The sequence below is a fragment of the Ruegeria sp. CF1 genome (genome assembly GCF_056537445.1).
The window spans coordinates 95,817-121,684 of record NZ_JBQFRN010000009.1; the positions used below are offsets into that span (position 1 = coordinate 95,817).

Below are 25,868 nucleotides of genomic sequence, written 5' to 3' on the forward strand. Positions count from 1 at the left end.
ACAATCCAAATTCGGGATCAGCTTTTCAGGATAAAGTGTGCACCGCCAAGATCAGCGTCGCGCATCCCAGCTTTTCGAGACCTGCTTACGGGTATAGAACTCGCCCAGCAGGCCGATCATCGTCAGGATTATCCCGACCCAAAGCGCGTATTCCCAACTGGAGTTGCGGGGAAAGTAGTTTCGGAACACAAAACCACGGCATTGATCTATGATGTGAAACAGCGGGTTCCACGCAAACATAGTCAGCATGAACCCACCCAATGCGTTGCCGACGAACATCTTGCCAGAAAATATCATGTTCAGACGACGGTACATACTTGTCAGGATGCTTACCGTATTTGGAAACCAGGGCTTTAGCGCCAGAAACACAAGACCGACTGAGCATCCTACAAACCATGCCAGCAAAAGCATCCCAAAAGCACCGCCGGGCTCCTGAATTACAAGGGGCGAGACGGCGACGCTGTAGACGAACAGGATGACCAGGATCGAGACAAGCTGCGTGTACAGAATACCGAAGGCAGATGCTGACAACATCACCATCATGGTCATCGGCGAATGCAGTGTCATCGGATTGTTGCCGGATCCAACCCCGGCGATAGCAGCGACAGACTTGATATGCGTCAGGAACAGAAAAACTCCGGAGAGCAGGAACAACACCATCTCGCCCCGGATTTTGGCCATGCCGGTCATTCGACCAATTAGCGTCATAAGTATATAAAACGCCGTCACCAGAAGAACGACCTGAACAATGTTTATCAGGATTGCGATCACCGCATTTGAATGCTGCGAGCGGATATTGCGGACCACCGCATGGAATATAAGCTCGGCGGTGGTGAAAACCCCGCCCAGCAACGACTGATTTCGCTTGTAGTGAAACACTCGAATACTCTTTCCTGCTGTGTCAGCCGCAAATTGGCACGAAATTCTTGCTGTTCCGTATCCATCGCATCATAAGTCCGTGAGATGCCCTGATCAACAAACCACAGGAACGGAGCTTTTTTGTGACCTATGACGCGCTTATTCCCGTCATCCGGCGGCTGGCCTTGCAGGCAGGCGACAAGATCATGCAGATCTATGAAGCGGATGATTTCGGCGTCAAGGTCAAGTCAGACTCAAGCCCGGTAACCGAGGCGGACGAGGCGGCGGATGCTTTGATCTCGGCCGGATTGCGCGAGGCTTTTCCAGATATCCTGCTGGTGACCGAGGAACAGGCAGCTTCGCATTCCGAAAAGGGTGAAACCTTTCTGATCGTTGATCCTTTGGACGGCACCAAAGAGTTCGTCAACCGGCGGGGCGATTTCACGGTAAATATTGCTCTGGTCGAGAACGGCGTGCCGACGCGCGGTGTGGTTTACGCACCGGCGCGGGGGCGGATGTTCTATACGCAAGCCGATGGGCAAGCTGTCGAGGAAACCGGCGCACTGGACAAAGATCAGCCGGGTGTGTTGACGCCAATATCAGTCTCTAAACCAGACAATTCGGCGCTGATGATCGTTGCATCCAAGTCGCATCGGGATCAGGCGACCGAGGATTACATCAACAAATATCAGGTGCGCGACAGCAAAAGTGCCGGGTCGTCGCTGAAGTTCTGTCTGGTGGCGACGGGAGAGGCCGACCTCTACCCCCGTGTTGGCCGCACCATGGAGTGGGACACCGCTGCGGGCCACGCGGTTCTGGCCGGTGCGGGCGGACATGTGGTGCGCTTTGACGACCATTCGCCGCTGACCTATGGCAAAGACGGCTATGCCAATCCATTTTTCATCGCCTATGCTCCAGGCGTTGAGCTGAAGGAAGCCTGATGTCAGTATTGATTGCCATTCCCGCGCGCTACGCTTCGACCCGCTATCCAGGCAAACCTCTGGTTCCGCTGACCGGGGCAAACGGAACCAGCATGACTCTGATCGAACGATCCTGGCGCGCTGCGATTTCCGTGTCAGGCGTAGATCGCGTGGTTGTGGCAACCGACGATGACCGTATCCGCGAAGTCTCAGAGGGATTTGGTGCCGAGGTGGTGATGACTTCAGACACCTGCCGCAACGGTACCGAACGCTGCGCCGAGGCGCACTCGGCTCTGGGTGGCGGTTATGACATCGTCGTCAACCTGCAAGGGGATGCGCCTTTGACCCCGCATTGGTTTGTTGAAGACCTGATCTCGGGTCTGCGCAACGCGCCAGATGCGGGTGTGGCCACCCCCGTGCTGCGCTGTGACGGGGACGCACTGAACGGATTACTGAACGATCGCAAGCAAGGCCGGGTCGGGGGCACTACAGCGGTGTTCGGCAATGACCACAGCGCGCTTTACTTCTCGAAAGAAGTGATCCCTTTCACAGCCGAGACCTATGCCAGCAGTGACCCGACACCGGTATTCCACCACGTCGGAGTTTATGCCTATCGGCCTGACGCTCTGACTGCTTATCCGGGCTGGACTAGCGGTCCGCTGGAGACACTGGAAGGGTTGGAACAGCTGCGCTTCATGGAAAACGGCCGCAAGGTTCTGTGTGTCGAAGTTGAAGCCAAAGGTCGTCAGTTCTGGGAGCTGAACAACCCGCAGGACGTGGCCAAGATCGAAGAAATGATGGCCGCTATGGGGCTTGAATGACAAATATTCTGGTTACAGGTGGTGCAGGTTATATCGGCTCTCATGCCTGCAAGGCACTGGCAAGGGCGGGGTATACGCCCGTAACCTATGACAATCTTGTCACCGGATGGCAGGACGCGGTGAAATTCGGCCCTTTCGAGCAGGGCGACCTGCTGGACCGCGCCCGGCTGGACGAAGTGTTCGCCAAATACCAACCCGCCGCCGTGATACATTTCGCCGCCCTCAGTCAGGTCGGCGAAGCGATGGCTGAGCCCGGAACGTATTGGTCGAACAATGTCACCGGTTCGCTGACACTGATACAAGCGGCTGTGGATGCGGGATGTTTGAACTTTGTGTTCTCGTCGACCTGCGCCATCTATGGCGAACATGACAACGTTGTGCTGGACGAGAGCACTCAGCAGCAGCCATTGAATGCCTATGGTGCTTCGAAACGAGCGATCGAGGACATCTTACGTGATTTCCAAGCCGCATATGGCCTAAAGCACGTGATCTTCCGCTATTTCAACGTGGCCGGGGCCGACCCGGATGCCGAAGTTGGAGAGTTTCACCAACCAGAAACCCATCTGGTGCCGCTGATGCTGGACGCCATCGATGGCAAGCGGGGTGGCTTGACTGTATTCGGCACCGATTACGACACACCCGACGGCACCTGCATCCGCGATTATGTACACGTCTGTGATCTGGTCGATGCACATGTACTGGGGCTAAAGTGGCTAGAACAGGGCAAAGAAAGCCGCGTGTTCAATCTGGGCACCGGGTCGGGGTTTTCGGTGATGGAAGTCATCGAGCATTCCAAAGCCGTCACCAACCGTGCGGTGCCGTATAGCATCGGCCCGCGCCGAGCCGGGGATTGCACGCGTCTAGTTTCAGGCTCGGTCCGAGCCAAGGAAGAGCTGGGCTGGACACCAAAAAGATCAACGTTAGAGACGATGATCACGGATGCCTGGCGTTGGCATCAGAATGGCAGCTATACCAAGTGAACCTTGAGGATCAGCCGCTTACCTGGGTGCAGCGCTACAAGCTGCGCCTGAAACGCAAGCGGCTGTTGTGGCGATCCTTTCGCAGCCGCCATCAACTGAAGTCGTTGACTGACAACACGCAAAAGATCACACCCGGCGCCATTCTGGCCTTTACCACGCTGCGGAATGAGATCAGCCGTCTGCCGTGGTTCTTTCACCATTATCGCACGCTGGGCGTTGATCATTTTCTGATGGTGGATAATGGCAGCGATGACGGCTCGGTCCCGTATTTGCTTAAACAGCCGGATGTGTCGCTGTGGCGGACTACGGCGAGCTATCGAGCGTCTCGGTTCGGGTTGGATTGGCTGACTTGGCTGCAGTGGAAATTTGGGCACGACCACTGGACGTTGATGGTCGACGCCGATGAGTTGCTGATCTACGCCCATCACAACACCCATACGATGCGCGATTTAACTGCATGGCTGGACGCGCGCGGTCAAACCACGTTTGGGGCGATGATGCTGGATCTCTATCCCAAAGGTCGGCTGGGCAAGCAAAGTTATGATCCGCATTCCGATCCAACCGATTGCCTGAACTGGTTTGACCCCGGCCCCTATCGTGCCCAGCGCCAAAGGCCGATGGGCAACCTTTGGGTTCAGGGAGGCGTACGCGAGCGGGTGTTTTTTGCAGATCAGCCCCAAAAATCACCGACCCTGAACAAAATCCCTCTAACCCGGTGGTCACGGCATATGGCCTATGTGAATTCGTGCCATTCCGCGCTGCCCCGGTTCCTGAATTTTGAATATGACGGTCCGAGTGGGCAGACCGCCTCGGGCGTGTTGTTACACACGAAATTCCTGCCCGAGGTTGTCGACAAATCGCGGATCGAAAAACAGAGGCGGCAACATTTTCATGACCCCGATCGGTTCGACGCCTATTATGACGGGATCATCAGCGGGCCTGATCTTTGGACTTCTGACTCGGTCAAACTAGGTGATTGGCAACAGTTACAAGACCTTGGGCTCATGAACGCGGGCGGATTTCCTGCCACAGGGGGGAAGTAAACCGGATTTAAACCCGTTGCCTCACAAGGTGCAGAGATGTCATAAAACGTTAATGTCCGGCACCACTCAGGCCTCAGGCGGCCCCGGGCAGACGCGCGTATCAAAAAAGGTTGGGCAGCCGCGTGAGCCTTTTGGATTCCTATCGCATGAGATTGCGGCGCAAGCGCCGCCTGCTGCGTTGCCTGCGTCGGCGCCGGGATCTGAAAGTGGTGCAAGATAACACCAACAAGATCAAAGAAAACGACATCTTGTTGATGAGTGTGATGCGGAACGAAAAGATCCGCCTTCCCTATTTTTTTGAGTACTATCGAAAGCTTGGTATCAATCACTTCCTGTGCGTGGACAACAACAGCGATGACGGCACCCATGAATACCTGAGCGGCCAGCCGGACGTTTCGGTGTGGTGGACGGATGTAGGTTACAAGAATGCGACCTTTGGTCTGGATTGGTCCAACTACCTGCTGCGCCGCTATGCGCATAAGCACTGGGTTCTGACGGTCGATCCGGATGAATTCTTTATCTATCCTTTTTGCGATACCCGCCCGATCCGCGCCCTGACCGACTGGCTGGACGATACTGGTGTGCGCAGTTTCGGCACCATGCTGATCGACATGTATCCCGAAACCGGAATCATGGATGCGCCCTATCATGAGGGCCAGAACCCCTTTGAAGTCGCGCCTTGGTTCGATTCAGGCAACTTCATGATTACCCGCAACCCGACCTATGGGAATCTGTGGATTCAAGGCGGTGCACGCGCACGGGTTTTCTTTCAGGACAATCCCCTGAAGGCTCCGGCCCTGAACAAGATACCTCTTGTGAAATGGCACCGGCGCTACGCATATGTCAGCTCAACCCACGCCTTGCTGCCACGCGGGCTCAATCAGGTCTATGAAGAGCAGGGCGGTGAAAAAACCAGCGGAGCACTGTTGCATGCAAAGCTGATCAATACGCTTGGGGAAAAAGCTAAAGAAGAGTTGCTGCGCGGACAGCACTATGCTGCGTCGGGCGAGTACAAGGCTTATGCCAAGCAGTTAGAGGATAATCCGGTTTTCTGGAACAAATGGTCCGAGAAATACATCAACTGGCGACAGATTGAGATCCTCGGCCTGATGTCCAAGGGGAACTGGGCATGAGCAGCTTGGGCATCATAATGCTGGTGCACACTGCGCTGGATCGGGTTGAGCAGGTGGCACGCCATTGGGCCGCCTCGGGCTGTCCTGTGGTCATTCATGTAGATCAGAAAGTCGGCGATCCGGCTTATTCCGATTTTGTCGCCGCTTGTTCGGATGAACCGCTTATTCTGTTTTCCGAACGCCATGTCTGTGAATGGGGCGGCTGGGGTATTGTCGCCGCATCGCAATCCGCTGCATCGCTGATGTTGGAGAGGTTTCCGAACGTCCGGCATGTATATCTGTCCTCGGGCGCGTGTCTGCCGCTGCGTCCGGTCGCTGATCTGATCGACTATCTGGCCGACCGGCCCCGTGTCGATTTCATCGAAAGCGCAACCACGCGCGACGTCAGCTGGACGATCGGCGGCCTGGATCTGGAACGTTTCACCCTGAGTTTCCCCTTCTCATGGCGCAGGCAACGAAAACTGTTTGACAATTACGTGCGGTTGCAACGCGCCCTCGGTCTGCGCCGCAGAATTCCAGACGGTCTGGTGCCCCATATGGGCAGCCAGTGGTGGTGTCTGACCCGCCAAACCTTGTCGGCCATTCTTCAGGATCCCAAACGCGCCGAATATGATCGCTATTTTCGCCAGGTCTGGATTCCCGATGAAAGCTATTTTCAGACACTGGCACGGCTCTATTCCACCCATATCGAAAGCCGATCGCTGACCCTTTCGAAGTTCGACTATCAAGGTCGGCCGCACATGTTCTACGACGATCACCTGCAATTGCTGCGCCGGTCCGACTGTTTCGTGGCGCGCAAAGTCTGGCACAGCGCGAACCGGTTGTATCAGACCTTCCTGACCGACCACGAAGGCGCACTGACCCCCGCCGAGCCCAACCCCGGCAAGATCGACCGGGTGTTTTCCAAAGCGGTCGAGCGGCGCGTTCGCGGACGGGATGGTCTTTATATGCAAAGCCGCTTCCCCCGCGCGGCTACGGAACGCAGCCTGACAGCCTTTCCCTATTCGGTGTTTCAAGGCTTTACCGAGTTGTTCGAGGATTTCGAACCTTGGCTGACAAACGCCATCGGCGGGCGGGTGCATGGGCACCTGTTCGGTCCCGAACGGGCGCAATTTGCCGAAGATGAGACGATCATCAACGGTGCGCTCAGCGATTGCGCCACGCTACGCGACTATAACCCCTCGGCCTTTCTGGCGAACCTCATCTGGAATACACGAGGCGAGCGTCAGTGCTTTCAATTCGGGCCAACGGATATTCAGAAAATCAATGAATTCCTGACGCAAGACCAGAATGCACATATTGCGGTCATCTCGGGGGCCTGGGCGGTTCCATTGTTCCGTTCGAACCTGAATTTTGCCGATATCCGGTGCGAAGCTGCCCGCCTACAACAGATCGAAAGCAAACAGCTCAAGCTGCTGGATGCCGCCCGCGCAAAGACGCGCATTCGAATATGGACAATGGCGGAGTTTGTGGAATCCCCGATGGAGCAACTGCAGACCGTTCTGGAAGACATGGGCGCGCCCAAACCCACCCATCTGACCGAGGCACCGACGATGGTGGATCTGACCGGGTTCGGAAGGTTCCTGCAAAACCTCAAGAACCAGGGGATGCATCCCTATCTGATGGGGGATTTCCCTGTGAATGACGTGTTTGGCGCACAGTCCAAATCGTTCAAGAAGCCTTATTTGGTGCAGTAACACAAAATGACCCGCCGCTTCGATTATTTCATCGTTCTGGCCGATATGCGCACAGGTTCGAACCTGCTTGAATTACAGCTGAACACGCTGGATGGCGTCACGTGTCACGGAGAAGCGTTTAACCCCTATTTCGTCGGCCTGCCAAAACTGGACAGCGTTCTGGGCTTTACCCTGGAAGATCGTGAACGCGACCCGATGGCGCTGATCGACGCCATCCGAAACGCGCCGGGCGAGATGAACGGCTTTCGCTTTTTCAGCGACCACGATGCGCGGGCGCTGCCACCGGCGCTGGATGATCCGCGCTGCGCCAAAATCATTCTGATGCGCAACCCTCTGGATAGCTACATATCGTGGAAAATCGCCTTGGAAACAAAGCAGTGGCGGTTAGTGAACATCAAGCAACGGCGGGAGGCTCAGATCACCTTCGATGCCGAAGAATTCGCCGAACAGCTCGACCAGCGGCAAGCATTTCAACAAACAGTGCTCAAACATCTGCAGACCACCGGGCAAACACCGTTTTACATCGACTATAACGATCTAATAGATTTGGACGTTCTGAACGGCCTTGCCGCGTGGCTTGGCGTCAGCGCACGTCTTAAGGAGCTGAACCAGCATCTCAAACGCCAAAACCCGGCGCCTGCCCTGTCGAAAGTGACCAATCCGGATGATATGGAGCTGGCCCTGTCGCAACGTGACCGCTTCAAGCTACACCATATCCCAAGTTACGAGCCGCACCGCGGGCCGGCTGTTTCGCGCTATGTGGGTGCTGCGCAAACTTCGCTGATGTACCTTCCGGTGCGCGGCGGCCCCGAGGCTGAAGTGGTGCAGTGGATTGCCGATCTGGACGGGGTGTCACAAGCCGACCTGATCACCGGCCGCAATCAAAAACAGACCCGTCAATGGATGCAGGATCATCCCGGTCACCGCAAATTCACGGTGCTGCGCCATCCGCTGGCGCGCGCGCACGCTGTGTTCTGCGACCGTATTCTGCACACAGGCCCCGGCGCATATGTCAGCATTCGCAATATGCTGAGCCGACGGTACAAGGTCCCGCTGCCTGCCAAGGGTGATCTCAGCAATTATACCCGCGATCAGCATTCCGAGGCGTTCGCGGCCTTTTTGGGCATGCTGCGCAGTATTCTAGCGGGTCAAACCCCGATCCGTGTGGATGGGGAATGGTGCGGACAGGCGCAGACGCTGGAAGGCATGGCCGGTTTCACCTTGCCCGACCTGATCCTGCGCGAGGATGAGATGGAAACCGCCTTGCCCGACCTTGCCTACAAAGTTGGGCATACAGCCCCGCCAACCCCAAACAGGGCCAAGCCGGACGCGCCGTTTGCACTTGATCAGATTTACGACGCACAGCTTGAAGCGCTGGCGAAGGAAGCATACCAGCGCGACTATACAATATTTGGATTTGGTGACTGGAAACCGCTTTGAACCTTGCTTAGGGGCGCAGGGTAATCACGGTTCCTTCATTCACCATGGCGTAGATCTCTTCGATCTCATCATTCTTGACCGCAATACAACCTGCCGTCCAATCCGGGGTCTTCTTCGCCCGCTTGAACTCGGATCGCAGATTGGGTTGTCCGTGAATGAAGATGTCGCCGCCCGGATCAACACCTGCGGCCTTGGCTTTAGCCAAGTCTTCCGAATTGGGATACGATATACCCAACGATAGATGATACCTGCTGCGCGGATTGCGACGGTCGATCAGATAGGTACCCTCGGGCGTACGGCCATCGCCTTTTTTGTTTTTCGTGCCGGTGGGCGCAAATCCTAGATCGATATCATACTCCCGCAAAATCTGCTCGTTATGGAGCAAATACAGCTTGCGTGCACCTTTGTTGATGACCATCGAGGTCACCTCGGGCCCGCGATAAGAAAGAAATCTGGGTTTGGCTGAGGCACACGCTGAAAGGCTCAGCGTTGCCATTGCGCCCATTCCGAATGCTCGACGATCCATTATTTTCACTGCCTGATGCTCTTTTTTGTCAATTATTATGCCAGATTTTCGCGAAACTTAAATCACTTTTTGCTGTTCGACTGTTCCGTCAGGCGGCGTTCGATCGATTCCAGCCTTTCAAGAACCTCATCACGATAGGCATCGGTCTTGACCTCATCCTCGGCATGGTGCGCGTCCTGCATCGAGTTCACGATGAGACCGACCAGCAAGTTCACCACCGCAAAGGTGGTCACCATGATGAAGGGAACAAAGAAAAGCCAGGCGTAGGGATACACCTCCATCACAGGGCGGACGATGCCCATGGACCAGCTTTCCAGCGTCATGATCTGGAACAGCGTATAGGCCGACAGACCCAGATCACCGAACCAATCGGGGAACGTGCCCGAGAAAAGTTTGGTTGAGATCACAGCGCCGATGTAAAACAGGATCGCCATCAACAGGAACACGCTGGCCATGCCCGGCAGGGCTGAGATGAAGCCTTCGACCACTCGGCGCAGGCGCGGCGCGACCGAGATGACGCGCAGGACCCGGAGGATACGCAGTGCCCGCAGAACTGAAAGCGCCCCTGCACTGGGAACTAGGGCCACGCCCACGATCACGAAATCAAACACATTCCAGCCGCTGGTGAAGAACCGGCGCCCTGTGGCGATCAGTTTCATGACGATTTCGATGACGAATATGGTAAGGCACAGCTTGTCCAACGTCACGATCAGTGGACCCGCTGCGTCCATCAGCGTAGGCGATGTCTCCATCCCCAGCAGTACCGCGTTGAACAGGATCACACCGGTGATGAATTTCCCGAAAGCCGGTGCTTCGATGATGGGCAGCAGTCGTTGGGCGATCACCATACGGGCGGTCCTTATCTCAGGGTTATTTGTTCAAAATGAACCGAGCGGCAAGTTCGGTGTGTGACGACCATCGAAATTGGTCAACCACCTGTACCCATTCAAGGGCATATCCGGCGTTAACCAGCATTTTTGCGTCACGGGCAAAGGTGATCGGGTTGCACGAGACATAAGCAACCACCGGGCGCATGGCCTGCGCCAGCTCGGCCACCTGCGCCTCGGCCCCAGCACGCGGCGGGTCAAGCACAACGGCGTCGAATTTCTTGAGTTCATCGGGCATGAGCGGGCGGCGGAACAGGTCTCGGGCCTCGGCTGTGACGTGTTTCAAGCCTTGCGCCTTGCGCCAGCCCTGATCCAAGGCCTTCGTCATCTCGGCCTCACCTTCAACCGCATGCACCTCGGCCGTCTGCGCCAGCGGCAGCGAGAAGGTTCCGCAGCCCGCGAATAGATCGACAATCCGCTTGGCCCCCTGCGTCGCATCGGAAACGGCCTGTAATAGAGCCTGTTCTCCGTCTTTTGTGGCTTGCAAAAACGCTCCGGGCGGTGGGGTGACGCCAGCGGTTCCAAAGCGTTGGATCGGAGGTACACGCATGGCGATAACCTCATCATCCCAACTAAGCCGGGCAAGGCCGTGATGCTCGGTCGCCTGCGCGAGCGCCAGCTCCAACGGTCCATCCAGCGGTTTGCCGCCCTTGACCGCAACATCCAATCCGCCTTCGGACAGGGTCAGCGTTACGGCCAACACACCTTTCCGACTGCCACCCAACAACGCCAAGGCTTCGGCCACCGGGATGGCAGCAATCAAGGTTGGGTGCAGCAAATGGCAATCCGGGATTTCGGTAATCGTGTCAGAAGCGCGACCATGAAACCCGGCCAGCGTACCCTTCTTGGTGCGCCGCACGGCGATGGTGGCCCGACGGCGGGATCGATCAGGCGAAGTGTGAATGGGCCGCATCGGGGCATCGAGCCCCTGCGCGGCCAACGCGTTGCGCACCACCTCAACTTTCCACTCGGCGACAAAATTATCGGTCGCATGTTGCAACTGGCAGCCGCCGCAGGCCTTGTAATGACGGCAGGGTGCCTTCACCCGCTGATCCGAGGGTGTTTCGACGCGAATATCGTTCAAAAACTGACCCAGCAACGTACCGCTGACCACTTCACCCGGCAGAGTGCGTGGCGCATAGATCGGACCATCGGCGATTCCGTCGCCCTGATGTCCAAGGCGGTTTATTGTGTATTGCTGCGTCATGGAGGCCTGATAACTGGGGTTTGAGCGCAACAAAACCCTTTATTCTGCAGCCTCGGCCTGAATGAAGCCGCCCGATTGGCGATGCCAGAACCGGGCGTACAACCCGCCACGCTCCAGCAGAGCCTCGTGCGTCCCGCTTTCAACGATGTGACCGTGGTCCAGAACAATAATCCGATCCATCTCGCTAAGCGTGGACAGGCGGTGGGCAATAGCCAGCACGGTCTTGCCCTGCATCACCCGGTGCAGTGCCGTCTGAATCGCTGCCTCGACCTCGGAGTCCAATGCCGACGTCGCCTCGTCCAGAACCAATATCGGTGCGTCTTTCAGGATAGCGCGAGCCAAGGCGATCCGCTGTCGTTGCCCGCCGCTCAGCTTCACGCCGCGTTCGCCCAGATGCGCGTCATAGCCCTTGCGTCCTTGCGCATCCTCGAGACCGAGTATGAATTCATGCGCCTCGGCTTTGGTCGCGGCCTCTATCAGCTCATCTTCAGTCGCGTCAGGACGACCATAGAGGATGTTCTCGCGCGCCGAACGATTGAACATTGCGGTTTCCTGCGTGACCATGCCGATCTGGCGGCGCAAGCTGTCCTGAGTGACTTGGCTGACATCCTGCCCGTCGATGCGAATGACGCCTTTTTCGCCGTCATAGAGCCTGAGCAGCAGTGAAACCAACGTTGATTTCCCTGCACCAGACGCCCCGACAATGCCCAGCTTTTCGCCCGGTGCGGCGGTGAAATGCAGATCGGAGACACCGCCAATATCGCGGCCATAAGCAAAACTGACATGATCAAACGCAATCTCCCCTTCTGAGACGATCAGTTCAGAGGCGTTCATCGCGTCCTCGACCCGGTCGCGCTTGGTCAGAGTATGCATCCCGTTTTCAATCTCACCGACATTTGCGTAAAGACCCATCAGTGTGAAACTAACCCAGCCTGTCATTTGTGAGATACGGATCGCCACGGCCCCCGCCGCTACGATATCCCCGGCGGTCGCGCCACCCGCCCGCCACAGCCATAGCGTTGCGCCGATCAACAGGACCGGCAGAACCCCCGCCAGAGTCATCAGGATGAACCGGAAACTGGCCGATAGTTTGCCGAATTCCAGCGACCGTTCACGCAGGTCGACCATGGAATTTCGGGCGGTATGATCTTCGAACTCGGAATGGGCAAACAGCTTGACGGTCTTGATGTTGGTGATCGTATCGACCACCTGCCCCGACACCATCGCCCGCGCCCCCGCCCGCGCAGCAGAGCGTACGCGGATGCGTGGAAGATACCAGCGCACCAGCAGGAAATAGACAACAAGCCAGGCAACAAATGGCAGCATCACAAGCGGGTGAATAGACCCTAATAAAAGCAATGAGCCTGCAAGTGAGGCAATAGCGAAGACAATAGCGCTGATTGTTTCGGACACCACTTGCGTCATGGCGTTCGATGTCTGCATCTGTTTTTGGGCGATACGTCCGGCGAAATCGTCATCGAAATAGGTCACAGACTGGCCCAGCGTCCAGCGGTTCAGTTTTGCCAAAACCAACGGCGTGATGTTGGGCATGACGATGTAGTTGTTTGCCACCGATGACAGTCCGAACAGTGCGGGGCGTAGAAGCATGAAGAATGCGACAGCACCCAAAATGATCGCGAGATTGCCGCCGGTCAGAAACGCCTCGGGGCTGCTGTTGGTGGTCAGATCAATCACGCGGCCCAAGACCCAGGCGGTGCCAGCCTCCATCGCACCCGCGATCGCCGAGAAGGCGGCTGCGACGAACAGCATCGGCCAGGCGCCGGACAAGCTCCAACGGATGAACGCCCCCAGCGTTTGCGGCGGGGGCGTTTCTGTGTCTTTGAACGGTTGGATGAGGTCGGCAATCCTCATTCAGCGGCCTCCGGGTTTAGGAAGCCTCCAGATTGCCGCGCCCAGAACTGAGCGTAAAGCCCTCCTTGCGCCAACAGATCGGAATGACCACCTTGTTCAACGATCCGGCCGCCATCCATCACAAGGATGCGATCCATCTGAGCAATCGTGCTGAGCCGGTGCGCGATGGCGATCACGGTCTTGCCTTGCATCATGCCGTAGAGTGTTTCCTGTATCGAGGCTTCGACTTCGGAATCTAGGGCAGATGTCGCCTCGTCCAATAGCAAAATCGGCGCGTCTTTCAGGATCACCCGCGCCAGCGTTACACGCTGCCGCTGACCGCCCGACAGTTTCACGCCCCGCTCGCCCACATGCGCATCATAGCCAGTGCGGCCCTCCGGGTCTTGCAGATCGAGGATGAACTCATGCGCTTCGGCCTGTTTCGCAGCGGCAATCATCTGTTCTTCGGTCGCATCAGGCCGACCATAGAGGATATTGGCCCGAACCGAGCGGTGCAACAGAGCACTGTCCTGCTGAACCATGCCAATATGGCTGCGCAAACTGTCCTGCGTGACCTTCGAGATATCCTGGCCATCGATCAGGATCGCACCCTTCTCGACGTCGTAAAACCGCAAAAGCAGCTTTACTAGGGTCGATTTTCCGGCACCTGAGCGACCGATCAGGCCGATCTTTTCGCCTGGCCGGATGGTCAAGTTGACGTGATCCAAACCACCGGTTTCCCGTCCATAGTGATGAGACAGATCGCGTATTTCGATCTGGCCATTACCCAGCCGCAAAGGTTTCGCATCAGGTTCGTCCAACAGATCGATGGGCTGCGCGATGGTCTGCATACCCTCGGCAACGATACCCAATTCGCGAAAGAAGCTGGTCAGCGCCCACATGATCCACCCGGTCATGGCATTCAGCCGCAGCGTCAAGGCTGTGGCGGCGGCCACCACACCGACCGTTGCGCTACCTTGCGTCCAAAGCAAGATCGCCCAACCAACGACTCCCACGATCAGCACACCGTTCAATGCAACCAGCGCCGCATCCATAATGGTGAAAATCCGCATCTCGATCTGGAAAGTGCGGCGGGTTTCCGCAATCGCCTCGCGCGCATAGTCCTGTTCCTGAGTGTCATGGGCAAACATCTTGATGGAGTGGATGTTGGTATAGCTATCCACCACCCGGCCCGTCACGGTAGATCTTGCATCCGACGCCGCCTGCGACGCGGGGCCGACCCGCTTGACGGTCCACCGCACCAAGGCCCCATAGAACACCAGCCAAATCAGCAACGGCAGCAACAGGCGCGGATCAGCTGCCATCAGCAAAATGGCCGCGCCGATCATGTAGGCGATCGAGAATGAAATCGCGTCAAAGACCTGAAACACCACCTCGCCCGCGGCGGGCGGGGTCTGAACAACCCGGTTTGCGATGCGCCCGGCAAAGTCATTCTCGAACCAGCCAACCGATTGACGCAGAACATGTTTATGCGCCCGCCAACGGATCAGAGTGCCAAAGTTCGGCAGGATTGTGTTGTTGAGCAGCAAGACGTCAACAAGCTGAAGGATGGGACGAATAAACAGGATCAAGGCGGCAACCACGACCAATTCAGTCCCGTGCGCCTGCCAGAATTCAGCAGGAGAACTGCCCAACAGGTCCACAACGCGACCCATATAAAAGATCAGCCCGACCTCGACAGCAGCAACGACCACGGACATCAGCGCGGCCAATACAAAAACGCGTTTGAAAGGCTGCGAGTATCCCAGCATGAAAGGCCACAGCCGCGTCGGTGGCTTGTCAACCTGTTCATAGGCAACAAAAGGGTCAATGAGATTTTCGAAGTAGCGAAACATGGAGAGTGCTCCGATTGAGCAGAAAATAGGTCATGCGAAGAAAGATGGCGCCAGAACACCACCCCCACGGGTCAAAGTGTTCCGGGCTTTAGCCGAACCAGATCCCGTAATACATTCGCATTCCTCCCTCCATATGAGTCAGGCGCACCCTGCCAAATCAAATCGGGTTTGTCATCCCTTTTTGAGACTTCAAATCAGTCGGCCAGCAATTCTTCGCGGCTAAGCGCGAAATCCGACGCGATCCAACGCGCCTCAAGCTCGGCCAGTTTTGCGCCCAGCGCGGAGCCCGAGAAGGCGGGGATCAAATCCGCCGCCTTGATCGGGAAACTGGCCGCAGACCCTTTTTGCAAAGCTCGGTTCAGGTCTTCGGACCAAGGCTGTTCAAGAAATGCATGACGCAAAAGTGTCTCGTGCAATCCGCCTTCCGACCCATAGCGATAACCCAATTCTGCGACACTGGTCGTCGCCATCGCTTCGTCGCGCATCCGAGCCAGACGCTGCAGTTGCGCGCGGCTAAGACGCAGGGTTTTGGCCACTTCGGGCGATGCAATCGCGGCCAAACGACGAATCGCTTCGGGCGCTGCATGGGCGTCTTGTTCCAGCTGAATCAGGATCGCCAGCGCCCGGTCATCAGCCCCGGGCAAAAGCTGCGCCAAAACGCCAGTGATGCGCATGGCGGCCACCGACGGCGCGGGGTCAGGCGCAGCGAGCAGTTTAAGCATCTCGGCCCCGACCCGTTCGCGCGAAAGTGTCTCTAACCCGTCCAAATTTGCAGCTATTGCATCCAGTGCAGCGGGGTCAAAGCCACCGTCCGCATCCCCGTACCAAGCATGAAACCTGAAATATCTGAGCGATCTCAGGTAGTCTTCTTGGATGCGATCACTGGCCTCCCCGATGAACCGTACGCGACGCGCCTGTAGATCCGGCAAACCGTTCAGCGGATCAAGGATTGTGCCGTCAGGTTTGGCATAAAGCGCGTTCATGGTGAAATCACGACGCGCGGCGTCTTCTTCGACCTTGTCGGAAAAGGCGACGACAGCACGCCGACCATCCGTTTCGACGTCACGGCGAAACGTCGTGACCTCGTGCGGGATACCTTTGCTGACAATCGTCACGGTGCCATGGTCTATCCCTGTTGGTATCGGCTTCAGCCCAGCTTTCTGCGCCAGTTCCACGACGTGTTCCGGCCCAGCGTCTGTGGCGATATCAATGTCAGAAACCGGCGCCTGCAGCAGAGCATTGCGCACACAACCTCCGACGAATAGCGCCTGCGCCCCGCCATTGGTCAGGGCGGTGCATACATCCTGCGTGGCTTGGTCGGTTAACCAATCTTCTGTGATCCGCTTCATTCACTCATCCGCGCAGCCAATCCCCGCAGCATCCGTGCCGTCGCACCCCAGATATAATAGGGGCCATAGGGCACAGCATAGTAATACCGTCTTTGGCCACGCCAACGGCGCGACTCGACGACATAATTCTCTGGGTTCAGGACATGCGCAAGCGGAACGAAGAAGATCTCATCCACCTCGCCCGGTTCGGCGACTGGTTCAAAACTGGCTTCAAGGATCGCAACAACCGGCGTGACCGAAAAGGACGTCACGGTTTCATGAGTCGGCAGATGACCCAGAATACTGGGTAATTCTGGCGGAAGACCAATTTCTTCCTGTGCTTCGCGCAAAGCTGTCGCAGTAACGTCGATGTCGCCCTCATCCTGTTTTCCACCCGGAAAGGCGATCTGGCCCGGATGGTGTTTCAACGCCGAAGAGCGTTTGGTCAGGATCAATCGCGGTGCGTCTCCGGTCACAGAAACAGGCACTAACACGCCCGCAGGGCGCAGTTTGCGCCCCGCCGGCAGCACCGTTTCCGGGTTCAGATCAAAGTCACTGGACCCGGACCCATCACGGCTCAGCGCCTCGGTCAGGTCTGTGATCAGATCACGCGCCATCCGGGCCTTCGGCCTCGAACCCGACGGTCGCAGGGTCCAGCACATAGTGCGCACCGCAGAATTGGCAGTCTGCTGTGACGGTGCCTTCGTCCGTGGTCATTGTCGCAATATCCTGCGCCGAATAGATCGACAGGCTTTGGCGCACGCGATCTTCGGAACAAGTGCAACCGAATTTTACCTGCTGTGCATCATAGACGCGAGGCTGTTCCTCGTGAAACAGACGCACCAGAAGGTCGGTTGGCGCAACGGATGGCCCGATCATCTCCAGATCATCCACGGTGTCGAGCAGGATGTTGACGCGATCCCAGTTCTCGCCCTCTTCACCATCCACCAGATCCGAGGCAGACAGGATCTCTCCGCTGCCCTCCCCGGAAGCCGCAAAGGGCGAGGCTTTGGGCATGTGCTGCAGCATGATCCCGCCAGCGCGCCAGTGTTCACCGACACCGGGTTCGGTCGATTTGCCGAAGCTCAACGAAAATCGGGTCGGCAGCTGTTCGGACTGCGCGAAATAGGCTTCCGCACACGCGCTCAGTGATCCCCCAGCCAGTGGGGTGATGCCCTGATAAGGCTGTGTACCTTCACCTTGGTCGATCATGATGGCGAAGTACCCGTCACCCACCTGATCGAAAGGGGCTGCATCGGTCAGCCGGTCGCGGTCAAAGCTCGCATAGGCGCGGATCTGCGCGGGTTCGCCCTCGACCTGTGGCGCATAATAATCGGTTGCGATCATCCGCACCGCGCCCTTGGATTGCACCTGCAGAGACAGCTTCCAGCGCAGCGATACCGTTTGCCCTATCAATGCAGTCAGCAGGGCCATCTCGGCCACCAGCGCCTCGACCACCTCGGGGTAGTCGTGCTGTTTCAAGATGCCGCCCAACACGCCGTCCAGCCGGGCCACGCGGCCTCGCATGTCGGGTATATCGAGTTGAAAGGGCAGGACGGTATCGTCCCACGCGATTTTGGTTCCAATAGACATGGGGTTTCCTTAAGCGCCACAGGTTGGCATACCGCCACCATATAGGTTGAACAGTTTGGGTTGAAAGGGGCCTTACATGATCAGACGGTTCGGTGAAAGCCCCGAGGCAGAGCGAAAATACACCCGGCGGGCCGGCGTTTATGCCCTATTGCCACAAGGCAACCGATTGCTGCTGACCTGTCAGCTGGAACCCGGACCCGATCTGCAGCTGCCGGGCGGCGGCATCGATCCGGGGGAATCACCCATTACAGCGCTTCACCGTGAGGTTTACGAAGAAACCGGCTGGCTGATCGCCGCGCCCCGGAGAGTGGGTGCGTTTCGTCGATATACCTACATGCCGGAATACGATCTGTGGGCCGAGAAGGTCTGCCTGATTTACCGCGCCCACCCGGTCAGACGCCTAGACCCTCCGACCGAAGACTTTCACGAGGCCATTTGGATGGAGACCGCAGATGCCGTTCATCTGTTGGGCAATGAGGGCGACGCCCATTTCGCCCAGCGCCACCTGCATGGGCTTTAAGGTCCGTTATATTCAAAAAACACTGCAGAGACATCATCCGCAATTCCGCTGTCCGGTGACATCACCTGTGTAAGACGCCAGAACATGTCATCCAGGAATTCCGGTCCACCGTGATCGGCGGCGCATTCAACAGCCATCGCCTTCAACCCGTCATCATCCAGCAGACTGCCGTCGGCGAGCTGGCATTCGGTGAACCCGTCCGAATGCAAGAGCAGCTTGTCGCCCGGTTGCATATAGGTTTCCGTCTGCTGAAACTGCGCCTCAGGCAGCAGGCCAATGGGCAACCCGCCTTCGCCCAGAAACTCGGTTTTACCATCACGGCGCAGCAACAGCGGATGCGGGTGTCCGGCCTGCACCATTTTCAGATGTCCGTTGCGCAGATCGATGATGGCATAGACCATGGTGAAATATTCTTCGATCCCGGCATCGGCGATCAGACGCGAGTTGAGCAACGACGCGACCTCTTCGGGTGGCAGAAGGGCGTAGAATTTATTGAAACGACGCTCCATCGCGATGTTCTGATCGAAATGCGTGCTGGACAGATACCCGCCCAGCCGTGCCGTCATCATCGCAGAGGTGATCCCGTGGCCGGAGACATCGATGCTGTAGAACCCCAGCCGATTGACACCGGGCGAGAACATCCCCACCAGGTCACCACCGATATGACCACAGGGTTTCAGAAGCAGGCTGACCTGTGAGTTGCCAAAGGTCCCCTTCAATTCAGGCACCAGCGAATCCTGAATTTTGCGCGCCTGCATCAGGTCTTTATCGATCGCATCATGGGCAAGCTTCAGTTCGTTCAGCGCTGTTTCGATCAACTGGTTTTTTCGGGACAATTCGCGTTGCATGTCAAGAATACGCGCCCCGGCCGATATGCGAGCACGCAGCTCATCAGCCTCAAGCGGCTTGATCAGAAAATCGTCTGCCCCAGCATCCAGACCGCGCGCGACCTCCTGCTTTTCGCTTTTTGAGGTCAGAAGAATGAAATAGCTATATTGCTCACTGTCCAGCTCTCGGAAGGCGCGACAAAACTCAAGCCCGCCCATACCTGGCATGACCCAGTCGCTTAGAACAAGATCAGGTGGGTCCGAGGTGCAAAGCTCTATCGCGGCTTCACCACTGTCGGCTTCAAGAACCTCGAATCCCCACTTTTTTAGCGAGGCCACCAGAATGCGCCGCTGCAGACGGCTGTCGTCCACAACAAGAACCTTGCGGATCGCGCCAAAATCCAGCTCGACCCGGGCCTCTACTTGACTGGCATCCGGCACCATGAAGTCCCTGTACTTGCTCAACTCTCCAGTTGTCGCAACGCTATGCCTCTCAGCTTAACATCCTATGAAAAACCAAATGGCCGCGATTTAACCCCATCTTTACCCGCGACGGTCTAACAATATGCAACCGCAAGAGGGTGGCATGATTCAGTGGTCCAGAGTCAGACAGTTACGTGATGAAGTCGGCGCAGACGAGTTCACCGAGGTTGTCGAAATCTTTTTGGACGAGGTTCAGGAAGTTATCACTAAGCTACGCGATGACACTGCCCGCTCCGAGATCGAACAGAACCTACATTTCCTGAAGGGCAGCGCGCTGAGTCTTGGCTTTGATAGTTTCTCGAAACTGTGCCAAGACGGTGAGCGACGCGCAGCCGCAGGTGAAAGCGCCGCCGTTGATTTGCTGGCGATTATCGCGGCCTACGACGAGTCGAAAAAACTGTTTCAGGCCGGTCTGGCCGAAAACCTGCGCTAGATCACAAACTGTGCCAGCGTCTCGTCTTCGGTGATATCCGTATAAGTGAACCCGGCTTCATCCAGATGCGCAAACAGGCGCATGAAGTTCTCAGGCTTTCGCGTTTCGATTCCGATCAGGACCGAGCCAAAGTTGCGCGCCGATTTCTTCATGTATTCGAACCGTGCGATATCGTCTTCGGGCCCCAGAATACCCAGAAATTCTTTCAGGGCACCGGGGCGCTGCGGTAGGCGCAGGATGAAATATTTCTTCACCCCGGAATAGCGCTGCGCACGTTCTTTGACCTCTGGTAAACGCTCGAAATCGAAGTTCCCGCCCGAGGTGACACAGACCACCGTCTTGCCACGCACAAAGCTTTGCACGTCACCCACAGCCTCAACCGCCAACGCACCGGCAGGTTCCAGAACGATGCCCTCGACATTCAGCATCTCGATCATGGTGGTACAGATGCGGTCTTCGGACAAAGTCAGCACATCCGACAGATGCCGCGATTTCAGCAATTCAAACGGTTTCTCACCAATCCGGCCTACTGCTGCGCCATCGACAAATGTATCCACATGATCCAGCGCCACCGGGTGCCCCGCTGCCAGCGCCGCGCGCAAACACGCCCCGCCGGCCGGTTCCACGAACAGGCAATGCGCCCGGTCCCCGAACCAGGTCGCCACCCCCGAAGACATACCGCCGCCGCCGACCGGCAGAATTACATGATCGGGCACTCGGCCCAATTGCTCTTCGATCTCAACCGCCAATGAGGCCTGCCCCTCAATCACATCCGCATCATCGAACGGAGACAGGAAATATCCGCCCTGTTCTGCGCACCAGCTTTGCGCCGCAGCCAGCGTGTCATCGAAATAGTCACCGATCAGGTGAACCTCGATATTGTCGCCGCCGAAAATGCGCGTCTTCTGGATCTTCTGCTGCGGCGTGGTCACCGGCATGAAGATCACACCCCGCACACCCAGATGCTTACACATATAGGCCACGCCCTGCGCATGGTTGCCAGCGCTGGCGCAAACGAATAGGTCCTGCCCCTGCTGCTTGCGCATCGCATTGAACGCACCGCGGATTTTATACGACCGCACCGGGCTGAGGTCTTCGCGCTTGAGCCAGATATCCGCGCCGTAACGGTCGGACAGATGGGCGTTCCGCTGCAACGGAGTTGCCGGAAACACTGAGCGCATTGCCTTTTCGGCAGCGCGGGCGCGGGTCGTGAAATCAGTCATGTTGGATTCCCTGCCCCATCATCGTCGAAAGGGCAAGGAATACATATGTGTACGGGCTTAGGCCAGCTCGCGCTTTTCGATGAACACACCATAGATCGTCGTCAGGATACTGACATTGATCAAGGGGACGATCAGCATGCTCGCAAACAAGACAATCAAGACACCTATGATCGGGACGAAAAGCAGCAAAGACGCCAGTAGCTGAAGCAATATTTGGAAGAGAATGGACAAGACAACCAGAAGTGCGATGGCTCCGCTTGCGCCCGAGGTTGCTTGCCACGCTTCAGACAGCTTTATTGGTTTTCCGATCGCTGCGCCGGGTAAAATCGGGGAGGCCCGATAGAATCCGATCGTGAGAAAGATGATCAAACCCAGCCAAACCAGAACTCCCAGCGCCACAGAGGATTGCGCCATCATGCCCATGATCAGCGCTCCCGGTATCATGATGATAAGAGCGATTAGGCCGAGCATCAGAAGGCGTCCGAAATAGGCGAGCACACGGTCGAACCTGAAAGGCGGAACCAAACCGCTTGGATATTCCTCAAGTAGAACGAAACGGTGCCACGACACGACAATCCACAGCATGACCCCAAAGACAACGGCCATAAGGCAGAGCAGAAATCCGGTGAAGGACGCGGCCGTTACGCCTTCAGGGAAGCCATTGGTTTCACTGTTGAATTCTTCGAAAGGGATGCCAAACAGGAAGAACAGGCCGATGGCTAAAAAGCCGCCAATGAGCGCCGGTACGACTGAAATCTGTAGCGCCTGCGTCAGGTTCCTCAAAACCATCTTCACCGAATGTACGAAAATCTCCAGCCCCAGCATGAAACCGCCCTCTCAACCAATCCTTGTTCTCTATCCGCCCGTTTCACCGCAATTCCCGCCCTGCGTCAATGCACGCCGCTTGCCCCCACGTCCAAAACCCGCTAGGGGCCAGTCGTTCTACGTACAAAGGGAAATCAGATGTCCGCGCCCAAGAAAGTTGTTCTGGCCTATTCCGGTGGCCTTGATACCTCGATCATTCTGAAATGGCTGCAGACCGAGTATGGCTGTGAGGTCGTGACCTTCACCGCCGATCTGGGTCAGGGCGAGGAGCTGGAACCCGCCCGCAAGAAAGCCGAGCTGCTGGGGATCAAACCCGAGAACATCTATATCGAAGACATCCGCGAGGAATTCGTCCGCGATTTCGTCTTCCCGATGTTCCGCGCCAATGCACAGTACGAAGGGCTGTATTTGCTGGGTACGTCGATTGCGCGCCCTCTGATCTCGAAACGTCTGGTCGAGATCGCCGAAGCGACCGGTGCTGACGCTGTGGCCCACGGCGCGACTGGCAAGGGCAACGATCAGGTTCGTTTTGAACTGGCTGCTTACGCACTGAATCCCGAAATCAAGGTGATCGCGCCGTGGCGTGAGTGGGACCTGACCAGCCGTACCAAGCTGTTGGAATTTGCCGAGGCGAACCAGATCCCGATCGCCAAGGACAAGCGTGGTGAGGCCCCGTTCTCGGTCGATGCCAACCTGCTGCACACCTCGTCCGAGGGCAAAGTTCTGGAAGACCCCGCCGATATGGCACCCGACTATGTCTATCAGCGCACCGTCCACCCCGAGGATGCGCCGAACGAGCCGGAGTTTATCGAGATCGGTTTTGAAAAAGGCGACGCGGTCAGCATCAATGGCGAGGCGATGAGCCCCGCGACCATCCTAACCAAGCTGAACGAATTTGGCGGCAAGCACGGCATCGGTCGTTTGGACCTGGTTGAAGGCCGGTTCGTGGGCATGAAATCGCGCGGTATTTACGAAACCCCCGGCGGCACCATCCTGCTGGAAGCGCATCGTGGGATCGAGTCCATCACCATGGACCGGGGCGCGATGCACCTGAAAGACCAATTGATGCCGCAATATGCCGAGCTGATCTATAACGGCTTCTGGTACTCGCCCGAGCGGGAGATGCTGCAGGCAGCCATCGACAAGTCGCAAGAGCATGTCACCGGCACCGTTCGCGTGAAACTGTACAAAGGTCTTGCCTCAACCGTGGGCCGCTGGTCGGATCATTCGCTGTACTCCGAGGCGCACGTGACCTTTGAGGAAGACGCTGGTGCATATGACCAGAAAGATGCGGCAGGCTTCATCCAGTTGAACGCACTGCGCCTGAAGCTTCTGGCCGCGCGTGACAAACGGCTGAGCAAGTAAGCGTTTAGAATTTTAGATCTGGCCCCGGTGTCTGATCAGGCACCGGGGTTTTTCTTTGCCGGGTTTCCGTCGGGTCGGGCTTGCCCGGATCAGGCGATTGTCTTTACGCATACGTCAATCAGGGAAGGACGAATAATGCTGCAAGACATCGCCGACGGAATTCAAAAGGGTTTGAACGGCAAAAACTTTGACGGATCGCTTAAGTTCGATTGTGGCGACGAGGGCGTGATCGTTCTGGCGGAGAATACTGCCTCAACCCAGGATCGGGACACAGACTGCACTATCCGCATCTCGCGCGAGAACCTCTCTAAGTTGCTGACCGGTAAGCTGAACCCAATGACCGGGGTTGCGCTGGGCAAGCTGAAAATCTCGGGCAACATGGGTGTTGCGATGAAGCTGGGGCAGCTGCTGGGCTGATAAACTCGTCTCACCAGCGCGTGACAAATCATGTCAGCGCATTGCAAGCACAAAAATCTGCGGGCAGCTTGGTTTCGGAAGGAGACCTGCCATGACCCGGATCACTTACCTTGATCGCCTGAAACCTTCACTTCTGTTTGTGCTGATCTTGTTGGCAGCAATGCTGCGCGCCTTACCTGCTCCGGCCGCTGGCACTGAGACGCTAACAGTCGCCGGTGGCTGTTTCTGGTGCGTGGAATCCGATTTCGAATCCGTGCCCGGCGTGATCGGCGCGGTCTCGGGCTATACCGGTGGCAAGACGGATAGTCCCACCTATGATCAGGTCTCGAAAGGCGGAACAGGGCATTACGAGGCGGTCCAGATCACCTTCGATCCCGCCCGCGTTTCCCGTGCAACCTTGCTGAACATGTTCTTCCGCTCAGTCGATCCCACGGATGCGGGCGGCCAGTTCTGCGATCGCGGCGACAGCTATCGCACAGCAATTTTCGTCTCTAACAAAGGGGAAAAGGCGCAGGCACAGCAAGCCAAGACCAGCGCACAAAACGCGCTGGGGCAGACTGTGGTCACGCCGATCCTGCAAGCCGGAACGTTTTTTCCAGCCGAGGCGTATCACCAGGATTATTACAAGGGTAGCAAGCTGGTATTGACCCGCTTTGGCCCCAAGCGCCAAAAGAACGCCTATAAGGCCTACCGCGAAGCCTGCGGTCGCGATGCGCGGGTCAAACAATTGTGGGGCAACGAAGCGCCCTTTGCGGGGTCCTAGTCAAACTGCGCTTCGCGCACCTCTTTCAGATCAGGAATGACATCTGCAGTGCCGTGCCGCGTGACCATCAGGGCCGCGGCACGGTTTGCTTGGGTAATCGCCTGCGCCATCGGCATACCCCGGTCCATTCCAGCCAACACATAGCCGGTGAATGTGTCACCTGCCCCGGTGGTATCCACAGCGTTGACCTTATGGGCCTGAAACGCTTGGGGTTGATGATCTTGCTGATAATAGCGCGCACCTTTTGAGCCAAAGGTGACGATCACATGTTCGATCGGCAGGTCTGAAGGGGCGAGACCCGTTGCATCCTGCAATTGCTCGGCCTCGACTTCGTTGAGGATCAGAAAATCCAGATACGGTAGAACCGCTTGAACTGCGTCTGCCTGAAATGGGGCGGCGGCGTAGCAGACAGTCAGCCCCATTTCGCAACCTAGTTTAGCGGCCTCAATCTGTGCATTGGTTTCGTTCTGCATCACCAGCAGATCACCAGAAACAGCCGAGGACAATGCCTGCCCAAGTTGGTCGTTCGAGATGGCATGGTTGGCGCCTTGATACAGAACGATCAGGTTTTCACCCTGCGCATCTACTGCGATGATGGCGTGACCGGTCGGCACATCCACCTCGGCAATATGCCGCGTGTCCACGCCATATTCGGTCAGCCGGTCCCGTGCCCAAAGGCCATCCGAGCCCACCGCGCCGATATGGGATACCCGCGATCCGGCTCGTGCAGACGCCACAGACATGTTGGCGCCCTTGCCACCCAGAAACCTCTGTAGCCCACTGGCCGCCAGTGTCTCACCCGCTTCGGGCAAATGCGGCAGGGCATAGACCATATCCGCGTTGATTGAGCCAAGGTTCCAGATTGTCATGAT

Annotated in this window: 25 protein-coding genes; 12 read left to right on the forward strand and 13 right to left on the reverse strand. The window is 57.1% G+C overall.

The window, feature by feature from the left end; all coding sequences use genetic code 11:
• Positions 1–51 precede the first annotated feature (51 nt).
• The gene (locus ACRZ96_RS15680; protein ID WP_170408775.1) at positions 52–879 is read right to left on the reverse strand and encodes an ABC-2 transporter permease; all 828 of its coding nucleotides are present in this window, start codon (positions 877–879) and stop codon (positions 52–54) included.
• Positions 880–1,001: 122 nt separating this feature from the next.
• Here ACRZ96_RS15680 and cysQ point away from each other — a divergent pair, with 122 nt between their 5' ends.
• From cysQ to ACRZ96_RS15715, 7 genes are all read left to right on the forward strand, one after another.
• Entirely contained in the window at positions 1,002–1,799 is a 798-nt protein-coding gene (gene cysQ / locus ACRZ96_RS15685) for a 3'(2'),5'-bisphosphate nucleotidase CysQ (protein ID WP_480707516.1), read from the forward strand.
• Positions 1,799–2,599 (forward strand): 3-deoxy-manno-octulosonate cytidylyltransferase family protein, encoded by an 801-nt coding sequence (locus ACRZ96_RS15690; protein ID WP_170408777.1) that lies wholly within the window; start codon positions 1,799–1,801, stop codon positions 2,597–2,599. The genes cysQ and ACRZ96_RS15690 overlap by 1 nt, the downstream gene beginning before the upstream one ends.
• Positions 2,596–3,579 (forward strand): UDP-glucose 4-epimerase GalE, encoded by a 984-nt coding sequence (gene galE / locus ACRZ96_RS15695; protein ID WP_480707515.1) that lies wholly within the window; start codon positions 2,596–2,598, stop codon positions 3,577–3,579. The genes ACRZ96_RS15690 and galE overlap by 4 nt, the downstream gene beginning before the upstream one ends.
• Positions 3,549–4,622 carry a glycosyltransferase family 2 protein gene (locus tag ACRZ96_RS15700; protein WP_480772197.1) on the forward strand — a complete coding sequence of 358 codons (1,074 nt, stop codon included), beginning with the start codon at positions 3,549–3,551 and terminating at the stop codon, positions 4,620–4,622. The genes galE and ACRZ96_RS15700 overlap by 31 nt, the downstream gene beginning before the upstream one ends.
• A gap of 146 nt (positions 4,623–4,768) precedes the next feature.
• Entirely contained in the window at positions 4,769–5,755 is a 987-nt protein-coding gene (locus tag ACRZ96_RS15705) for a glycosyltransferase family 2 protein (protein ID WP_480814823.1), read from the forward strand.
• Positions 5,752–7,452 (forward strand): DUF5927 domain-containing protein, encoded by a 1,701-nt coding sequence (locus ACRZ96_RS15710; RefSeq protein WP_480814824.1) that lies wholly within the window; start codon positions 5,752–5,754, stop codon positions 7,450–7,452. Before ACRZ96_RS15705 ends, ACRZ96_RS15710 begins: the two co-directional genes overlap by 4 nt.
• Positions 7,453–7,458: 6 nt before the next feature.
• Complete coding sequence (locus ACRZ96_RS15715; RefSeq protein WP_480814825.1) at positions 7,459–8,892, forward strand: nodulation protein NodH; 1,434 nt, start codon at positions 7,459–7,461, stop codon at positions 8,890–8,892.
• Between the two features lie 7 nt (positions 8,893–8,899).
• Here ACRZ96_RS15715 and ACRZ96_RS15720 read toward each other — a convergent pair whose 3' ends face one another.
• From ACRZ96_RS15720 to hslO, 8 genes are all read right to left on the reverse strand, one after another.
• The gene (locus ACRZ96_RS15720) at positions 8,900–9,418 is read right to left on the reverse strand and encodes a L,D-transpeptidase family protein (RefSeq protein ID WP_170399336.1); all 519 of its coding nucleotides are present in this window, start codon (positions 9,416–9,418) and stop codon (positions 8,900–8,902) included.
• A gap of 62 nt (positions 9,419–9,480) precedes the next feature.
• Entirely contained in the window at positions 9,481–10,266 is a 786-nt protein-coding gene (locus ACRZ96_RS15725) for an ion transporter (RefSeq protein ID WP_170515151.1), read from the reverse strand.
• Positions 10,267–10,288: 22 nt separating this feature from the next.
• Positions 10,289–11,512, reverse strand: a complete 1,224-nt coding sequence (locus ACRZ96_RS15730) for a class I SAM-dependent RNA methyltransferase (RefSeq protein ID WP_480707511.1) — start codon at positions 11,510–11,512, stop codon at positions 10,289–10,291.
• A gap of 39 nt (positions 11,513–11,551) precedes the next feature.
• Positions 11,552–13,384 carry an ABC transporter ATP-binding protein gene (locus ACRZ96_RS15735; RefSeq protein WP_170399345.1) on the reverse strand — a complete coding sequence of 611 codons (1,833 nt, stop codon included), beginning with the start codon at positions 13,382–13,384 and terminating at the stop codon, positions 11,552–11,554.
• Complete coding sequence (locus ACRZ96_RS15740; protein WP_170636716.1) at positions 13,381–15,219, reverse strand: ABC transporter ATP-binding protein; 1,839 nt, start codon at positions 15,217–15,219, stop codon at positions 13,381–13,383. The genes ACRZ96_RS15735 and ACRZ96_RS15740 overlap by 4 nt, the downstream gene beginning before the upstream one ends.
• A gap of 194 nt (positions 15,220–15,413) precedes the next feature.
• The gene (locus ACRZ96_RS15745) at positions 15,414–16,568 is read right to left on the reverse strand and encodes a CCA tRNA nucleotidyltransferase (RefSeq protein ID WP_480772196.1); all 1,155 of its coding nucleotides are present in this window, start codon (positions 16,566–16,568) and stop codon (positions 15,414–15,416) included.
• Positions 16,565–17,164, reverse strand: coding sequence for a CoA pyrophosphatase (locus tag ACRZ96_RS15750; protein WP_170399354.1), 600 nt, complete (start codon positions 17,162–17,164; stop codon positions 16,565–16,567). Before ACRZ96_RS15750 ends, ACRZ96_RS15745 begins: the two co-directional genes overlap by 4 nt.
• Entirely contained in the window at positions 17,154–18,140 is a 987-nt protein-coding gene (gene hslO / locus ACRZ96_RS15755) for an Hsp33 family molecular chaperone HslO (RefSeq protein ID WP_170399357.1), read from the reverse strand. The genes ACRZ96_RS15750 and hslO overlap by 11 nt, the downstream gene beginning before the upstream one ends.
• A gap of 76 nt (positions 18,141–18,216) precedes the next feature.
• Between hslO and ACRZ96_RS15760 the strand changes: the two genes are divergently transcribed.
• A complete protein-coding gene (locus ACRZ96_RS15760) occupies positions 18,217–18,660 on the forward strand; it encodes an NUDIX hydrolase (protein ID WP_480814826.1) in 444 nt (147 codons plus the stop codon).
• Here the strand turns inward: ACRZ96_RS15760 and ACRZ96_RS15765 are convergent.
• A complete protein-coding gene (locus ACRZ96_RS15765; protein WP_170399510.1) occupies positions 18,657–19,931 on the reverse strand; it encodes a SpoIIE family protein phosphatase in 1,275 nt (424 codons plus the stop codon). The two genes, ACRZ96_RS15760 and ACRZ96_RS15765, sit on opposite strands and share 4 nt — an antisense overlap.
• 121 nt (positions 19,932–20,052) lie before the next feature.
• Here ACRZ96_RS15765 and ACRZ96_RS15770 point away from each other — a divergent pair, with 121 nt between their 5' ends.
• On the forward strand, positions 20,053–20,403 hold the full coding sequence (locus ACRZ96_RS15770) for an Hpt domain-containing protein (protein ID WP_480791479.1): 351 nt from the start codon (positions 20,053–20,055) through the stop codon (positions 20,401–20,403).
• Here the strand turns inward: ACRZ96_RS15770 and ilvA are convergent.
• Entirely contained in the window at positions 20,400–21,626 is a 1,227-nt protein-coding gene (gene ilvA / locus ACRZ96_RS15775) for a threonine ammonia-lyase IlvA (protein WP_170399362.1), read from the reverse strand. The genes ACRZ96_RS15770 and ilvA overlap by 4 nt on opposite strands.
• A gap of 57 nt (positions 21,627–21,683) precedes the next feature.
• Positions 21,684–22,451 carry a hypothetical protein gene (locus ACRZ96_RS15780; RefSeq protein WP_170613548.1) on the reverse strand — a complete coding sequence of 256 codons (768 nt, stop codon included), beginning with the start codon at positions 22,449–22,451 and terminating at the stop codon, positions 21,684–21,686.
• 138 nt (positions 22,452–22,589) lie between these two features.
• Between ACRZ96_RS15780 and ACRZ96_RS15785 the strand changes: the two genes are divergently transcribed.
• The 3 genes from ACRZ96_RS15785 (at position 22,590) to msrA (ending at position 24,996) form a co-directional block, all read left to right on the forward strand.
• Entirely contained in the window at positions 22,590–23,816 is a 1,227-nt protein-coding gene (locus tag ACRZ96_RS15785) for an argininosuccinate synthase (RefSeq protein ID WP_170734068.1), read from the forward strand.
• A gap of 135 nt (positions 23,817–23,951) precedes the next feature.
• The gene (locus ACRZ96_RS15790; RefSeq protein ID WP_170598637.1) at positions 23,952–24,233 is read left to right on the forward strand and encodes an SCP2 sterol-binding domain-containing protein; all 282 of its coding nucleotides are present in this window, start codon (positions 23,952–23,954) and stop codon (positions 24,231–24,233) included.
• A 91-nt stretch (positions 24,234–24,324) separates the two neighbouring features.
• Positions 24,325–24,996: a peptide-methionine (S)-S-oxide reductase MsrA gene (gene msrA, locus ACRZ96_RS15795; protein WP_480814827.1), complete on the forward strand. Its 672-nt coding sequence runs from the start codon at positions 24,325–24,327 to the stop codon at positions 24,994–24,996.
• Here msrA and ACRZ96_RS15800 read toward each other — a convergent pair.
• Positions 24,993–25,865, reverse strand: coding sequence for a ribokinase (locus ACRZ96_RS15800; protein ID WP_480707506.1), 873 nt, complete (start codon positions 25,863–25,865; stop codon positions 24,993–24,995). The two genes, msrA and ACRZ96_RS15800, sit on opposite strands and share 4 nt — an antisense overlap.
• Between the last annotated feature and the right edge of the window lie 3 nt (positions 25,866–25,868).